At 69.6% G+C, this 15306-nt stretch carries 16 protein-coding genes and 1 tRNA gene; 8 read left to right on the forward strand and 9 right to left on the reverse strand.

Going from position 1 to position 15306, the window contains the following annotated elements; genetic code table 11:
* Positions 1 to 78: 78 nt before the first annotated feature.
* The 3 genes from ABZU76_RS21890 (at position 79) to ABZU76_RS21900 (ending at position 4793) form a co-directional block, all read left to right on the forward strand.
* Positions 79 to 2238, forward strand: a complete 2160-nt coding sequence (locus ABZU76_RS21890; protein ID WP_354872366.1) for a phospholipase — start codon at positions 79 to 81, stop codon at positions 2236 to 2238.
* A gap of 440 nt (positions 2239 to 2678) precedes the next feature.
* A complete protein-coding gene (locus ABZU76_RS21895; protein ID WP_354872795.1) occupies positions 2679 to 4115 on the forward strand; it encodes an LCP family protein in 1437 nt (478 codons plus the stop codon).
* Positions 4116 to 4298: 183 nt separating this feature from the next.
* A complete protein-coding gene (locus ABZU76_RS21900; RefSeq protein WP_220247062.1) occupies positions 4299 to 4793 on the forward strand; it encodes a helix-turn-helix domain-containing protein in 495 nt (164 codons plus the stop codon).
* A 231-nt stretch (positions 4794 to 5024) separates the two neighbouring features.
* On the opposite strand, the gene ABZU76_RS21905 is transcribed toward ABZU76_RS21900, so the two are convergent.
* Entirely contained in the window at positions 5025 to 6485 is a 1461-nt protein-coding gene (locus ABZU76_RS21905) for an NAD(P)/FAD-dependent oxidoreductase (protein ID WP_354872369.1), read from the reverse strand.
* 70 nt (positions 6486 to 6555) lie between these two features.
* Here ABZU76_RS21905 and ABZU76_RS21910 point away from each other — a divergent pair, with 70 nt between their 5' ends.
* Positions 6556 to 7155: a helix-turn-helix domain-containing protein gene (locus ABZU76_RS21910; protein ID WP_354872372.1), complete on the forward strand. Its 600-nt coding sequence runs from the start codon at positions 6556 to 6558 to the stop codon at positions 7153 to 7155.
* A gap of 220 nt (positions 7156 to 7375) precedes the next feature.
* Entirely contained in the window at positions 7376 to 7891 is a 516-nt protein-coding gene (locus tag ABZU76_RS21915; protein ID WP_354872374.1) for a hypothetical protein, read from the forward strand.
* A 105-nt stretch (positions 7892 to 7996) separates the two neighbouring features.
* On the opposite strand, the gene ABZU76_RS21920 is transcribed toward ABZU76_RS21915, so the two are convergent.
* Positions 7997 to 8218 (reverse strand): DUF3618 domain-containing protein, encoded by a 222-nt coding sequence (locus ABZU76_RS21920; RefSeq protein WP_220243712.1) that lies wholly within the window; start codon positions 8216 to 8218, stop codon positions 7997 to 7999.
* 122 nt (positions 8219 to 8340) lie between these two features.
* Between ABZU76_RS21920 and ABZU76_RS21925 the strand changes: the two genes are divergently transcribed.
* Positions 8341 to 8414 (forward strand) — tRNA-Leu (locus ABZU76_RS21925).
* Between the two features lie 19 nt (positions 8415 to 8433).
* On the opposite strand, the gene ABZU76_RS21930 is transcribed toward ABZU76_RS21925, so the two are convergent.
* The 4 genes from ABZU76_RS21930 to ABZU76_RS21945 form a co-directional block, all read right to left on the reverse strand.
* Positions 8434 to 9033 carry a dihydrofolate reductase family protein gene (locus ABZU76_RS21930; protein WP_354872376.1) on the reverse strand — a complete coding sequence of 200 codons (600 nt, stop codon included), beginning with the start codon at positions 9031 to 9033 and terminating at the stop codon, positions 8434 to 8436.
* A gap of 1 nt (position 9034) precedes the next feature.
* Positions 9035 to 9502, reverse strand: coding sequence for an SRPBCC family protein (locus ABZU76_RS21935; RefSeq protein WP_354872379.1), 468 nt, complete (start codon positions 9500 to 9502; stop codon positions 9035 to 9037).
* Positions 9499 to 9834 (reverse strand): metalloregulator ArsR/SmtB family transcription factor, encoded by a 336-nt coding sequence (locus tag ABZU76_RS21940; RefSeq protein WP_354872382.1) that lies wholly within the window; start codon positions 9832 to 9834, stop codon positions 9499 to 9501. The genes ABZU76_RS21935 and ABZU76_RS21940 overlap by 4 nt, the downstream gene beginning before the upstream one ends.
* A 596-nt stretch (positions 9835 to 10430) precedes the next feature.
* Positions 10431 to 11426: a VCBS repeat-containing protein gene (locus tag ABZU76_RS21945; RefSeq protein ID WP_354872385.1), complete on the reverse strand. Its 996-nt coding sequence runs from the start codon at positions 11424 to 11426 to the stop codon at positions 10431 to 10433.
* A 296-nt stretch (positions 11427 to 11722) separates the two neighbouring features.
* On the opposite strand from ABZU76_RS21945, the gene ABZU76_RS21950 reads away from it, so the two are divergent.
* Positions 11723 to 12199 (forward strand): DIP1984 family protein, encoded by a 477-nt coding sequence (locus ABZU76_RS21950; RefSeq protein ID WP_354872388.1) that lies wholly within the window; start codon positions 11723 to 11725, stop codon positions 12197 to 12199.
* Between the two features lie 327 nt (positions 12200 to 12526).
* On the opposite strand, the gene ABZU76_RS21955 is transcribed toward ABZU76_RS21950, so the two are convergent.
* Positions 12527 to 12877 carry an antibiotic biosynthesis monooxygenase family protein gene (locus ABZU76_RS21955; RefSeq protein ID WP_354872390.1) on the reverse strand — a complete coding sequence of 117 codons (351 nt, stop codon included), beginning with the start codon at positions 12875 to 12877 and terminating at the stop codon, positions 12527 to 12529.
* Positions 12878 to 12961: 84 nt separating this feature from the next.
* Positions 12962 to 13408, reverse strand: coding sequence for a DUF1772 domain-containing protein (locus tag ABZU76_RS21960; RefSeq protein WP_354872392.1), 447 nt, complete (start codon positions 13406 to 13408; stop codon positions 12962 to 12964).
* A gap of 90 nt (positions 13409 to 13498) precedes the next feature.
* Here ABZU76_RS21960 and ABZU76_RS21965 point away from each other — a divergent pair, with 90 nt between their 5' ends.
* Positions 13499 to 14077, forward strand: a complete 579-nt coding sequence (locus ABZU76_RS21965; protein WP_354872394.1) for a TetR/AcrR family transcriptional regulator — start codon at positions 13499 to 13501, stop codon at positions 14075 to 14077.
* Positions 14078 to 14465: 388 nt separating this feature from the next.
* On the opposite strand, the gene ABZU76_RS21970 is transcribed toward ABZU76_RS21965, so the two are convergent.
* The gene (locus ABZU76_RS21970; RefSeq protein ID WP_354872396.1) at positions 14466 to 15305 is read right to left on the reverse strand and encodes a GNAT family N-acetyltransferase; all 840 of its coding nucleotides are present in this window, start codon (positions 15303 to 15305) and stop codon (positions 14466 to 14468) included.
* Position 15306: the final 1 nt, after the last annotated feature.

The following is a 15306-nucleotide window of genomic DNA, read 5'->3' on the forward strand; positions in this document are numbered from 1 at the left end:
CGAACCCGGGGAGATCCCCACCCCTTCCGGGGGTCATCCCCATGCCGCCGCCCGGGCGGGGCTGGCACCCTTGAGCGCATGCCCGCCTCCGACGACCGTCCTCCGGCCGCCGCTCGCGCCCGCCGTCCCTGGTCGACGTCGGGCTGGCTGCTGCTGGTGCTCTTCGTCGTCTTCGGCTTCGGGCTCATCGCCTCGCGCCCGGCGTCACCGCCGGACCAGGGACCGCCGACCGGCGACGTGCTGGCCGCGCAGAACGCCATCGCCGCGCTGACCCACCCCGGCCCGCAGCCCACCGCGCTCGCGCTCCTGCCCAAGGACTTCACCGCCGTCAGCGGCGTGACGCCGGGTGCGCTGGCAGCACGCGACGGGACCGTTCGCGCCGTCCACGTCGACGGCGGGTGCTCCACCCCGTGGGGCGACGACAACACCAAGTGGGACTACGCGGTGCCGTGCAAGGCCCACGACCTGGGCTACGACCTGCTGCGCTACGCGGACAAGAAGGGCCACCCGCTCGACCAGAGCGTGCGGGCCTCGCTCGACGCGCGGCTGTCGCAGGACATGCACCACGCGTGCGTGGTGAACCCGATGGGCTCGCCGGGCACCTGCCAGGTCGTCGCCACGCTCTACTCCGCCGGGCTCGTCGTGAACTCGTGGCACCAGCGGTGGGGACCGCCGGTCGCCGACCCGATCGGGCCGATGGTCGCCGGCGTCCTCGTGATCGGCTGCCTGCTCGTGTTCCGGCTGCGCGGCTGGCACACGGCCCGGCGCGCCACCCCGCGACCCGCTCGCGCCGCGACCGGTCCCCCCACGCGCTGGGCCGTGCTCGGCGCCGCCTCGGCCGTGCTGCTCGTGCTCGGCGAATCGGCGACGGCGCTGGCCGACTGGGCGGGCGCGCCCGAGTCCGCGTGGTGGCCGCTGACGTGGCTCGCGCAGCTCACGCCGCTGCTGTTCTTCGCGGGCGGCTACGCGAACGTCACCGGCTGGCTGGCCGAACGTGACCGCGGCTACCGCCACTACCTCGCCGAGCGCGCGAGCCCGCTGCTCCGCCCCGCGTTGATCTTCGCCGTGGTCGCCCTGCTCGTCCCGCTGGCGCTGGAGCTGCTCGGCATCCCCGCAGGCACGAACGCGACGGTCATGCGGATCGCGCTGCACCCGCTGTGGCTGCTGGGCGTGTACCTGCTGACGATCGTCTGCGCCCCCGCGCTGCTCGCGCTGCACCGTCGCGCCGGGCTGTGGTCGGTGGCCGGCCTGCTGGCGCTCGTCGTCACGGGCGAGGCCACCGCGGCCTGGTCCGGCTCGCCGCTGCCCGGTTACGGCGCCACCCTGGCGCTCGCGCTGCTGGCCCAGCAGGTCGCGTTCGCCCACGCCGACGGGGTGCGGCTCCCCCGGCCGGTGCTGGCGGGCGCCGCCGTGGCCGGGGTCGGCGCGCTGGCCGTGGCCACCTTCGCGCTCGGCGCGTCGCCGATCCTGCTGGGCAGCCCGGGTGCGCCCGCCGCGTTGTCAGCGCCGCCGTGGGAGGTCCTGCTGCTCGGCGTGACACAGCTCGGCTTGGCGGGCCTGCTCGGCGGACGGCTGGTGCGCGTCGCGGCGCGGCCGCGGGTCAGCCGTGCGACCGGGTTCGTGCTGCGGGCGCCGATGAGCCTGTACCTGGCGTTCCTGGCGGCGATGCTGCTGCTCGTCGCCGTCGTCTACCTGCCGGGCCCGATCGCCGACGGGCTGAGCTGGCTCGTGAAGCCGCGCACCGCGATGGCGATCGCGCTTCTGCTCGTGCCGGCGGGGTGCGTGTTCTGGTGGTTCGAACGTCACCCGCGCGGCCACGGCGAACCCGCACCGCCCCCGCCGAGACCCCGCACGGCCACCGGCTGGCGGCCGGTGCTGCTCACGAGAGCGGCCGCCGCGCTCGGCATCGGCTACGCGACGCTCGGCGTCTTCGGGCTCGCGCTGGCCCGCTTCGGCGACGTCGCCGCCGACGCCGATTTCCTCGGCCTGCACCTCGACCCGGTGCAGAGCCTCGTGCACCTGCTTCTCGGCGTGCTCCTGCTGCACACCGTCCGCACGGGCGCCACCGCGTCGGCGGGCACGTGGTTCGTCTGCGCGCTCGCCTGCGGCCCGGCGCTGATGGTCTCGTCGGCCGGCACGCCGACCGTGGTCCTGCACGCGGCGACGGCGGTGTTTGCGCTGGTCGCGGCCGTTTCGTGCCTGGTTCCCCGGCGCCGTGCTGCGAGCGCGACTTCTTGACGAGAAACTCGAACCGCGACACGCACACAACCGGCCAGGCGAACGCGCCCGTTTTGGCGGACCATGGGTGGTGCAGGCCACACCGGCCGGGGGAGGTGCGAACCCGCCGCAACCCCGTCCCGGCACCATGCGTCTTCAAGGTCCGGGGAACCGGACAGAGGTAGGCAGAAGGACGAGCAGAAGGAGCGGACCGCGTGGATCACCCGCCTCGGAACGGGCAAGGCGACCGACGCCCCGCCCGCCCCTGGCAGGACCCGCCGGGGCGCGCGAGCGGACGCCGGGTGCCGCCTCCCGCGCGTGACCGCGCCGGGCCCCGCGACGCCGAGCACCGCCCTTCGCGTCCGCCGCAGCGCCGGTCCGGCCCACCGCCGCGGCGCTCGAGCCGGCGCAGCTCGCACCGCGGCGCGAAGATCACCCTCGCCGTGGTGTCGCTGCTGGTCATGGCCTTCACCGGCTACGCGTGGGCGTCGCTGCAGGGCCTGGTCAACGGCCTGAACTACGCCGACGTGATCAACCCTCAGTCAGGCGGTGACCAGCCCGCCGACGGCGCGCGCGACATCCTGATGGTCGGTCTCGACAGCCGCACCGACGCACAGGGCAACCCGCTCTCCCCGCAGCTGCTCGCCCAACTACACGCGGGCGAGGCCGACGGCGAGCTCAACACCGACTCGCTGATCTTCGTGCACATCCCGAACGACGGCAGCAAGGCCGTCGCGATCTCGCTGCCGCGCGACTCGTACGTGAACATCCCCGGCTTCGGCGAGCACAAGATCAACTCCGCGTACCCCCGCGCGATGCTGCAGGCGCGCAAGGATCTGCAGCAGCAGGGCGTGACGGACCCGAAGGAGCTCGACGTCAAGGCCAACCAGGCCGGCGCGAAGGAGCTCATCACCACCGTCGAGGCGCTCACCGGCTCGACGATCGACAACTACGCGGCGATCAACCTGCTCGGCTTCAGCGAGATCACGCAGGCCATCGGTGGCGTCGACGTGTGCCTCAACGACAACGTCGACGACTCCTACTCCGGCGCGAAGTTCACCAAGGGCGTGCACACGATCTCCGGGGTGCAGGCGCTGGAGTTCGTCCGGCAGCGCCACGGCCTGCCGCGCGGTGACCTCGACCGGGTGGTGCGCCAGCAGGTGTTCATGGCCGGGATGGCGCGCAAGGTGCTCTCGGCCGGCACGCTCACCAACCCGGGCAAGCTCAACGCGCTCATCGACGCCATCAAGAAGTCGGTGGTCCTCAACCAGAACTGGGACATCTTCAGCTTCGCCCAGCAGATGAAAGGCCTCACCGGCGGACAGCTCGAGTTCCGCACGATCCCGGTGGAGAACGTCGCGTACAAGACGCCCAGCGACGGCGACGCCATCAAGGTCGACCCGCAGGCCGTGAAGAAGTTCGTGCAGGGCCTCGCCGGTCCGCAGCCCGGCCAGCAGGCTGGTCAACAAGAACAGGCGCCGCCGGCGAACGACGCGAACAAGGGCGTCACCGTCGACGTCCGCAACGCTTCGGGCCGCACCGGCCTGGCCGCGAGCGTGTCGAAGCAGCTCACCGGCAAGGGCTTCACCGCGGGCGACACGGCCAACGCGACCTCGCGCAAGACCACCGTGATCTGGGTGCCCTCCGGCGGCGAGGACTCCGGCAACGCCGTGGCCGACGCGCTCGGCACCAAGGCCACGGTGCAGGAGGACAAGAGCGTCGGCGCCGGTCACGTGATGGTGTTCCTCGGCTCGGACTACCAGCCGAGCGCCGACAACGCCGGCTCCGGTGCGCCGGCCGGCTCGGCCAACGCGCCCGCGTCGACCCCGGCACCCCCGCCGGCCGCCGGCGACGACCAGAAGCCGATCACGGCCGACGGCGTTCCCTGCGTCAACTGACCTGTTCAGCGCACCGCGGTTCGTCCGTTCGGAGCAGTCTGCGAAATCGTCACCAAAGACTTGCCCGAAACCGCGTAAGGAAAAGCGCACTGCCCACTTTCATACACGTGAGACGCGCACGCGTTCGCAGTCACGAGAGCGGATGCCGCGTGTGAGAGCGTGAGCAGGGCAGGGGACGAGGAAGTGGTGATCGACGCTGAGCACTACCAGCGGATACTCGGTGACGAGCTCCGCAAGCTCCGGCGCAGGCGAGGCTGGACGCGCAAGGAGTTGAACACGCATCTGCAGAGTGAGATCTCCCTGCAGACGCTGGCGACGTACGAGCTGGGCACGCGGCAGTGTTCCGTGGTGCGCCTGGTCGAGCTGTGCGTCGCGATGGACGAGCTGCCCCAGGACCTGCTGGCCAAGGTTCACCGGCGCGTGTTCGTGGAAGAGCCCGGACGTGTGCGGGTGGACCTGCGGCGAGTGGTGGCCGAGGCCTCGCCCGAACTGCTGCCGCTGCGCCGCTGGGCCGAGGACCGGCTGCGCCGCGGCGATCCGGGAGCCGGCGCGACCACGGTGAGCTCGGGCCCGGCCGAGGTGTCGCTCGACCTGGCCGCGCTCGAGCGGATGGCCGAGCTGTGCGACCTGCAGGTCGTCGACCTGATCAGCCATCTGCGCAAACTCGCACCCGCCTGAGCCACGGGCGGAGCTGACCCGGGCCGTTTCGCCGGTCCCGGCCGGGGGCTTTCGCGTTGTCGAGGGTCGCGAAAGCCCCCGCCCTCTCATCCCTGATCCGAGCACGCCCACCGCCGTCCGTGGGCTTGTTCGGCGCGCCCTCCTGCCCTCCCCACAAGCTACGAAGGGGACTTTCGCGCCTCCTCCCCTGCCGCGAAAGTCCCCTTCGTACCCCTTTTGTGCCCTGCCCTGTCAGCCGAGCAGTTCGTAGTCCTCCCGGCGGACCGTGCGCGTGTCGAGCCAGTACCGCCACGTGAAGCCGGGCCAGATCGTGCGGTTCACGCCCTTCGCGTCGAGGTACCAGCTCTTGCAGCCGCCCTGCGTCCAGATCCCCTTCGCGAGCTTGCGCTGCACGTCGGTGTTGAACGCCTCCTGCACCTGTGGCCGCGCGTCGATCGCGCGGTCGCCCGCCAGCCGCAGCGCCTGCGCGATGTAGGAAATCTGGGACTCGATCATGAACACCACGGAGTTGTGGCCGAGTCCGGTGTTCGGGCCGAGCAGGAAGAACAGGTTCGGGAACCCGTTGACGGTGACGCCGAGGTGCGTGCGCATCCCTTCGGCCGCCCACTCCTTGGCGAGGTTGCGCCCGTCGCGGCCGACGATCTCGAGCGTGTCGAACGCGTCGGTGACATGGAAGCCGGTGCCGTAGATGATCACGTCGACCTCGTGCTCCACGCCGGCGGCGTCGACCACGCTGTGCTCGCGGACCTCGGCGACACCTTCGGTGACCACGTCCACGTTGTCCCTGGCCAGGGCCGGGTAGTAGTCGTTGGAGATCAGGACGCGCTTGCAGCCCATGGTGTAGTCGGGCGTCAGCTTCGCGCGCAGAGCCGGGTCGGCCACGGCCTGGTCGATGTTGCGCTTGGCGATCCGCTGGCCGAGCTGCATCACCCACGGCTGGCCGTTGAAGCCGATGGCGCGGGCCTCGAGCATCCAGTACAGGACGTCGCGATAGGCGCGCTGCGCGAGCGGGACCGCCCTGAACAGGCCGCGGGCCCAGCCGGGCATGTCGTGGTCGGCCTTCGGCATCACCCACGGCGGGGTGCGCTGGAAGAGCGTCAGGTTCTCGACCTGCCCGACGATCTGCGGCACGAACTGCACCGCGCTCGCGCCCGTACCGACCACGGCGACGCGCTTGCCGGTGAGGTCGACGCCGTGGTCCCACTGCGCGGAGTGGAACGCCGGCCCGGCGAAGTTCTCGATGCCTGGCAGGCGCGGGATCTGCGGCCGGTGCAGCGCGCCGACGCCCGCGACCAGGGCCTTGGCGACGAACTCGTCGCCCGACTTGGTGGTGACGTGCCAGCGGTTCTCGTCGGCGTCCCAGCGCGCGCCGGTCATCTCCTGGCCGAAGCGCAAAAAGCGGCGCAGGCCGTACTTCTCTGTGACGCCGCGCAGGTAGCTCCAGATCTCGGGCTGCGGCGAGTAGGCGCGCGACCAGCCGGGGTTCTGCTCGAAGGAGAACGAGTACATGTGCGACGGGATGTCGCAGGCGCAGCCGGGATAGCTGTTGTCGCGCCAGGTCCCGCCGACGTCGTCGGCCTTCTCGAGGATCACGAAGTCTTCGCGGCCGTCCTTACGCAGCTGGATGGCCATGCCCAGGCCGGAGAACCCGGTCCCGACCACGATCACCCCGGTCTCGGTGCGGTTGCCCATGCGCCCTCCCGTTTAGTGTTACTCGAAGTCCATCCTACTTGGAGTAGGTTACCGGCGGTAGAGTGTTCTCGTGACCACCGCGAAACGCAAGCGCGTGCCCCGGGCCGAGCGCGAACGGCAGATGATCGAGGTCGCCGAACGAGTGTTCACCGAGCGCGGCTACGGTGCGGCGTCGATGGACGAGATCGCCGAGCTCGTCGGCGTGTCGAAGCCGATGCTGTACGAGTACTTCCACTCCAAGGAAGGCCTGCTGCTCGCGTGCATCCGGCAGTCGCGGGCGGCGCTGCGCGAGGTGACCGAACAGGCGACAGTGGGCGCGGTTTCCGCCGAGGACGCGCTGCGCCGCGGGCTACTGGCGTTCTTCGTCTTCATCCGCGACCGCCGGGAGGCCTGGTCGCTGCTGCGTCACGAGATGGCATTGATCGGCACGCCGGCGGCCGACGAGATCGAGCAGACGCGGCGGCAGCAGACGGACCTGATCGCGGGCTTGATGAGCGGCCGCTTCGAGGACTCGGACGAGCTGCGCGCCGAAGCGTCGGCCGAGTTCGTGGTCGGCGCGTGCGAGCGTCTCGCGATCTGGTGCGAGCGCTTCCCGGACGTGACACCCGAGATGGCGACCGACTACGCCATGAACATGCTCTGGTTCGGACTGTCACCACGCGCCCGCTGAGGTGCGCGTGAAAATGCACGCGCACTAGGCCATTCGGTCGTCACTCAGTGCGAATCCGCTCCCGTGTCTTGTGACACAGAGTTTCTTTACGGTATCGAGAACCCTGTAGAAAGACTGATGGACAGTCGCGGGTTGCGCGGGGGCGCAGAAATCACGTCATGAGTGTGCGGTGGCCGAGTCTCGGCCAGTGACGCATGCTGATGGCGAGAGGGGTGAGGTAGTGGTGGAGACGATCACAGCGGCGTACGCGCACGAAAACGACGACTGGACGATCACCGTCAGCGGCCGCGGCGGGGCACGGACCGCGAAGGCGCCGGGCATCATCGCCGCGCGTGACCGCGCGGACCAGCTCGTCGACGAGCTCGCCCCGGACGGGCGACCCACGGTCGTGCACCTGCTCAACGGGAGCGCCCTGGAGTTCACAAGCTCCTACATGACCGCGCGGCTCACCCTGCCGGACATCGAGCCGCTGGAGGTGCCGCCGTCGGGATCTTCGAAGCCGGCTGTTGCCGCTGCCGCCGCTTCGGCCTCGGCTGGCGCTCCCGCTTCGGTTGGCGCTCCCACTTCGGCTGGTGCTCCCACTTCGGTTGGCGCTCCCACTTCGGCTGGTGCTCCTGCCGCGGCCAAGCCTCAGCTTCCGCCGAGCAAGCAGCTGCCGAAGGAAGTCGAGGACCGCAAGGCCGAGGAGACGCCCGCCGTCCCCATCTCGAAGCCAACGGTCTCCCCGCGCGCCTGACACCGCCGCGCCTTCACGCCGGGCCAGTTGTCGCTTTGTCGATCTTTCATCCCTGCATACGTCTGAGCGGACCCGTCTCCGGGCCCGCTCAGACGTATCGGTGGATCAGCGGAACAGCTTACGGACCAGCAGCGCCAGGATCAACGCCCCGACGCCGATGAGCGGGTACTTGACCTTGGGGTTGTCCAGCTTCGCGCGGATGCCGTTCTTGGCCTGGTCCGCGAGCTTCTGGGGGTTGGCCTTGGTGCCCAGCTGGTCGAGCGTCGCCGTCAGCGCCGTCCTGGCCTGCTCGATCTCACGCTCGATGGTCTCGGGGTCGCGAGCCACGTGCCCTCCTCGCCGCGTCGGACTGTAGGCGCCCACGTTAGAGGACGACACCCCCCTCACGGCCACTGGCCACGCCGAGCCACCCCGAACGTGGCGCGCGCTACGATTCACCAGGCTTTCGCGGGGCCGTAGCCCAATTGGCAGAGGCACACGGTTTAGGTCCGTGCCAGTGAGAGTTCGAGTCTCTCCGGCCCCACAATCCCGAGGTTGTCGCGTCAGCGGTGGTGCACGCGAAAGCGCAGGTGGGTCACGCCCACGCCTTCGACGACCTCGACGCGCTCGAGTTCGGGCTTCGCGGTGGTGATGTTCTCGAAGTAGCGCACCCCTTCGCCGAGGAAGACCGGCACGAGGTCGATCCGCAGTTCGTCGAGCAGGCCGAGGTTCAGGCACTGCTGGGCGATGGCGGGACCGGAGACACCGACGTTGCCGTCGCCCGCGGACTTGGCCTGCTCGATCGCGTGCGCGACGTTCGAGACGAACGTGAAGGGTGCCAGCTGTTCGCGGGGCCAGTCGGCCGGTGGCGGGCGGTGGGTGACGACGAAGGCCTTGCCGCCGCCGGGTGGGTTGCCGCCCCAGCCGTGGGTGTACTCGAAGACGCGACGGCCGCACACGAACGCGCTGCGCGCCGCGTCTGCCATGAGCCGCGTCAAGTAGTCCGCACTGGCTTTCGCGACGCGGAACTTGACCGGGTAGCCGACCATCGGCACCTCGACGTCGCCGCCCTGGTACCAGTCGAAGAGGGGGCCGACGCTGTTGTCGCGGCGCGCGACGAAGCCGTCGAGGGACATGCAGAAGCTCGCCATGGTCACGGCCATCTCATTCGCCCTTCTCGAGCACGGTGTCGAGGCGCTCGTACGACTCGGTGATGCCGTGCTCCATGCCGCTCTCCACGGCCGCGTCACGGGCTTCCACGGTGAGGAAGACCGACCGGCTCCGCAGGCGGGTCCGCCCGCCGAGGTCAGTGAAGGTGGCTGTCTCGAGGCTGACCTGGCCGGGTGCGCCGTCGAACTCAAAGGTCTGGACGATCCGCTCACCGGTGACCGCGTGGAACACGCCGCGGAAGCCGAACTCGCCCCGATCATTGCGGTGGACGTAGCGATAGCTGCCGCCGGAACGGGCGTCGTATTCGATGATCTTCATCTCCATGCCGCGCGGCCCGAGCCATCTGGCGACGAGCTCGGGGTCGGTGTGCGCCCGCAGCACCTTCTCCCGGGAGGCGGCGAACTCGCGGGTGACTTCGACGAACGGGGTGCCGGGCTGCGCGGTGATCGTGGTGCCTGTCATGACTGTTCCTCCAGGGTGTCCAGGACGGCGTCGAGGCGCCGGTAGGCGCGTTCGGTGGCGAGCCGGTAGGTGTCGATCCAACTGGTGAGGGCTTCGAGCGCGGCCGGTACGAGGTGACAGGGCCGGCGCTGACCGTCGCGGCTGCGCGTGATCAGGCCCGCCTGTTCGAGCACCTGCACGTGCCGGGAGATCGCCTGCTTGGTGATCGCAAAGGGCTCGGCGAGCTCGTTGACGGTCGCCTCACCCCGCGACAACCGCGCGACCAGCGCCCGGCGCACGGGGTCACCGAGTGCGGTGAACGCCCGATCCAGCTCGGCGTCGTCAACTGACATCTTTATCAACCATTCTCTTTATCAAGCTACCTGTTGACTATAAGAAGGGTCGCCGCCGCCGGCAAGAGCAGGTGGCTCACCGGGAACCCGGACGTCGAACAGAGCGGTGATCCGGTCGGGGATCACCGCCCCGTTCAAGTGATTGGTCGGTAGCGGCTCAGGAGCAGCACTCCGACGATGCGTCCACCCTCGCGATCGCCAACCCGATCCCCGCCGTCGCCTGCATCGCCAGTGGGCTCCTGCACATCGGCGGGCCGGATCGGCGTGACTGCGAGCTTCGTGGTGTCGCCCGCGTCAGTGACAAGCACCAACACCAGCCGCGGTCATCGCGCACTGCCTGAGGGCGCGCGGCCGCGGACCACCTCAATCACGATCTCCGGCCCGTCAACGAGGATCGAAGAGTTCGGATTGTGTTGCGTCAGGCCCACTCCCCAGAAGCATCGGTAGCCCCTTCGAGCCTCTTGACCTGCGAATTTACGGCTCGAAGGGGTTACCGATCGGAACTCGCGAAGTGTGACACGACACGAACGCCACACCCGACAAGCCTGACTCGGTCCACGGCATAGGCGTCGGATGTCGTGCTGGACTCCTGAGTCCTACTGCGAGCGCAACAGCCAGATGTCGGTGTCGTTCACCGCGACGAGGTCGGTATCGCCGTCACCGTCCACATCGACCGTGAGGGTGTCCTTCGTGCCGGAAAACGAGCCCGCGTACCACACTTCGGGCGCGGAATAGCCCGCACCGGTGGAGCGCATTACCCGCACGTCGGTGTCGTTGACGGCGATGAGGTCGGCCTTGCCGTCGGCGTCGATGTCCCCGGTGAAGGTCTTCTTGGTGCCGTGGAACGGCGCGGTCGACCACTGCTGCGGCGAGGTGACGAACCAGCGGGTCTCGGTGGTGGCCGGCACCACGCGCACACCGCCCGAGTCGACGAGGATGCAATCGGCCAGGCCGTCACCGGTCGCGTCCGCCGCCAGTGTCGCCTTCTCTCCGCGGAGGGTGTCCGGACCCCACGCTGTCAATGGCAGCATCGTGGTGCCATTCGACCTGGCCGCCAGTGCTGGGGTCCCGGCGGACAAGCCGATCACGTCGGTGTCCCCGTCGCCGTCCAGGTCCGCCGTCAGGTTCGCCTGGTCGCCGGCGATGTTGTTGTCCAGCCACTGTGTGGGGAACTCGAACCGTTCGTCGCCGGGGTAGTAGATGCGCGACCTCGCCACGAAGATGCCCCGCACGCTCGGGGTCGCAATCGTGTGCGGCCGGACCGTGATGGCGTCCGCGCGGCCGTCGTTGTCCACGTCGCCGAGGAAGTATCCGTAGTACGGACTGTCGTCGAGGCTGTTTGCGCACAGGCTCCAATCCTGCTGCGGCTGGAAGCCAGAACCGGTCGACAGCTTCACGTAGCACGCGTTCTGGAAGGCGTTGAAGCCGGCGAGGTCGTCCTTGCCGTCGCCGTTGACGTCCCCGGCCCTGACCGCGACCTGCGCGGTGAACGGTCCGGTCGACCACTGCTCCGGCACGCCGGACGCCACCGCCGGCGTGGTGAGGGTCAAAGGCAGCAGACCGGCGATACCGGCCATTACAAGAGCTCGCATCACGTCCCCTTCGTGTCGGCTTTGCCGAATTGAGGTCGCGCGCGCAGCCGGGAAACGTTACTGCGGCGCACTGTCCGCGCCAATGTCACGTTCTCGGGGGTTTACGGCCTGGACCCTGCGGATCGGCTACGGGCACATCCACGGGGTCGACTCACCGAGCAGGCCTGGCAGGTAGGTCGAGGAATGCCAGCAGCCGCAGGACTCCGGCCAGGTGGTCGAGGTCCGAGGGAGCAGAGTGAATCCGATGCTGCGAGGCCAGAGTAGGAACCGAAGTTGATCGCCGTTACTCTCGCGACATGAGCGAGGAGATGAAGCTCGCGGAGGCACTGGCGCTGCGTGCTGACGCGGCAAAGCGGATCGAGCAGCTGCGCACGCGGATCGTCGCGAACGCCCGCTACCAGGAAGGCGAGCCACCGTCCGAGGACGCGGCCGAGCTGCTCACCGAGGCCGGGACCGTCCTCACCGAACTCGAGGCGTTGATCCGGCGCATCAACCGGACCAACGCGCAGACCCCGTTCGGCGACGGCACCGTCACCGACGCCCTCGCCCGCCGCGACATGCTGCGCCTGCGCCACTCCGTGCTCACCGGAGCGGCCGACGCCGCGGCTGGGCGCGGGCAGGGCATGGGGCGCCAGCTGCGGTCCGAGCTGAGGCAGCTGGCCGCCCTCTCGGTGGCCGAGCTGCGCGAACAGGCCGACCGCGTCGCGCTCGAGCTGCGCCACCTCGACATCGACATCCAGCGCACCAACTGGGAGGCCGACCTCCTCCACTGACCGGCGGAACGGAAGCAGGTAACCGCCCGGGGAAAGCGAGCACAAGCCGAGGGCCGGCGGCCAATCCGGCTCGTGGCGCGTGGCGGGCAACGCACGGGGTTCGATTCCCCATTCGACAGCGCAGCCCAGCACCGCGCACAGGTGACCGCGCACGCGGCACACTTCACCACCACGTGCTGGTTCCCCGGGAAGGTGAGGGCGGGTAAGGGGTTTTCCGTGTCAGGACAGCGCCAGGGGGTCGGCGACCCGGCATGGTGCGTGGATGCGTGACTGCCCGGGAGAAGGCAGGGCTTCTCCGGCTGCCCGCCCCCGGCTACAACCGCCGTGTCATACGTCGATCTGCTCGAAGATGTGCGGGTACGACACGATGTCGTCAGGGAACTCGGCCGCCATGCGCTGGAACTCCGGGCTGCCGAACGCCGTGGCGAGAGCCTCGGTCGACTCCCAGACCGCGACGTTCATCAGAAGTCGACTGTCCGCCGTTCCCTTGTGCATCTGCAGGGAGACGAATCCCGGCTGAGCCTTCATGAACTCCGCCTGCCTCCGAAAGAGGGCCAGGAACGCTTCAGCCCCTTCCTTCGGAACGAAGAAGGTGTTGGCCAGGACGATGGGCCCGGTCTTCTCCTTGAACTGCGCGAACATCGGCGCATTCGGGTCCAGGCTCTGCAGCTTGGCCATTCTCGGCACTTCCTCTCGCTATCGGTCAGTGGGTGTCGCCGGCGCCCGCGTCCCGGGGTTAACCGGGCGGGTGAGCCCGCGGGCTCAGGTGAGAGCGGCGACCAGCAGGGCGAAGGCGGCGATGATGACGGCGACGCGGACGTAGTGGTAGCGGTCCCAGCGGTCCATCTGCTGCTTCCAGTCGGCGGGCCGGTTGTCAGCGGTCCACGTCTTGCCCCGGTTGTTGATCGGGACGAGCAGCAGCAGCGACATGATCACGCTCACGATCAGCAGCGCGGCGGCGATGACGACGAGGCCGGTTCCAGGGTGCTGCCATCCGGCGATGGCCCAGACCGCGCTCAGGACCAGCGAGCCGATGTACCAGAACGGCATGAGCCCGCCGAGCATCCGGCCCCCGTGGGAGCGGGCGGCCTGGTTGCTGTCGTCGGGGAGTCCGCTGAAGATCCGGTTCATGACGAAGGCGACGGAGAACTCCACCCCCACCATCACCCCGACCACCACGATGGTGACGACCTCGAGCGTGCCGAGCATGATGTCCCTCCAGAGATCTAGTGTTGCTAGATGTTGAGTCAACGCTAGTACTACTGCCGCTCGATTGTCTAGCGGTGCTAGACTTCAGCTATGTCGGTACAGGAACGCAAGCAACGCGAACGGGCGGACCGCGAACGCCTCATCGTGGCGACGGCCCGCGAACTCGCCGAGCAGCAGGGCTGGGACGCGGTCACCACCCGCCTGCTCGCCGAGCGCATCGAGTACAGCCAGCCCGTCCTCTACAGCCATTTCCGCGGCAAGCGCGAGATCATCGGCGCCGTCGCCCTCGAGGGAGCCACCGAAATGGCCGCGGCGCTGCGGGCCGCGACCTCCGCCGCGGACGGCCCGCGCGCCCGGGTCACCGCACTCGCCCGCGCCTACCTCGACTTCGCCGAGCGCAACCCGGCGGTCTACGACTCCATGTTCCAGCTCGACGGCGGCCTGATGTTCGCGAACGAGGACACCCCGGAGCCGCTGAAGGACGCCTTCGCCGCCCTGCTGGAGACTCTCGGCAAGGTCGCCGGGGACGGCGTCCACCCTGGACTGTTCACCGAGGCGTTCTGGGCGGCCCTGCACGGGCTGGCCACCCTGACTCGAGCGGGACGGCTGCCGCCGGAGGACACCGAGCCGAGGGTGGAATTGCTGGTGGACCGGCTCGCTGCACTTTGACGCGCGGTCCCGGCCGATCGGGCAGCCGGGGCTCTCGGGCCTCGGCGCTGCCTGCCTGCGGCAACACTTCCTGTCACTCGAGTCCACACGGCGCAGCCGCAAATCGCCGGGCCCCGTACCCCAATCGGGCACCCGCCCCGGAAGCCGCGATGCTCATTGATCAGGACCCGATACGCGCCCTAACGCCGCGTCATTCACCAGCGCCCTCGTCGTCGTCGAGGTGGACGGTCGCCGGGTCACGCAGAGGATCGAAGAGTTCGGATTGTGTTGCATTAGCCCCACTCCCCCGAAACACCTGAACACCTGCCGCTTTGGACAGTCGTGCTCAAGACGCGTCCCCGTCGACACGACAGTGTTGTGGGCGTCGCCGGAGGCGGTGGTGGGCTGGTCAGCTGACGGGGCTGCGGCGTTCGAGGAAGACGGTGTCGTGCCATTTGCCGTCGCGCTGGGCGATGCGTTCGCGGATGCCGACGGTGCGGTAGCCGGCCGAGTGGTGCAGGGCGAGGCTGGCGCGGTTCTCGGTGAAGACCGACGTTTGCAGGGTCCAGATGCCGGCGTCGTCGGCGGCCATGACTTGCTTGCGCAGCAGGGCTTTCCCGACGCCGCGGCCGCGGTGGGTTTCGGCGACGTAGACCGACGTTTCGGCGACGCCGGCGTAGCAGTCCCGCGACGACACAGGGCCGGCGGCGGTCCAGCCGACGACCTGGCCGTCAGCTTCGGCGATCCAGCGGTGCTCGGGCAGCCATTTCGCGTCGAGGCTCGCGAGGGTTGGGACGGTGGTGTCGAAGGTGGCGATGCCGGTGGCGAGGCCTTCGCCGTAGATTCGGCGCACGGCGGCCCAGTCGCCGGGTTTGAGGGCGCGGACGGTGACGTCGGCGGGGATGTCGTCGGGGCAGCAGGGGCGGGGGCCGAGCAGGCCCATGACGGCGTCGGCGGCGTGCGGGAGGCCTGAGCAGCAGGCTTCGTTGACGGTGACGACGGTGGCGGTGCCGATCTTCTCCAGGTGCACGAACCCCACGTCGGCCAGCTTGCGGACGTGGTGGGACGTGGTGGATTGGCTGGTGCCGAGGATCTCGGTGAGTGCGCCGACCGTCAGGCCGCGCGGGGTGGTCGCCACGGCGTGCAGCAGCCGCACGCGCACGGGCTCGGCCAGGCAGGCGAACCACTCGGCGTAGGTGGCGGCGTCCGTGGTGGGCAGGACCTGGGCCCGGGGCAGCGCGATCGGCATG

It is taken from the genome of Amycolatopsis sp. NPDC005232 (assembly GCF_040607795.1).
Taxonomy (GTDB): Bacteria; Actinomycetota; Actinomycetes; order Mycobacteriales; family Pseudonocardiaceae; genus Amycolatopsis.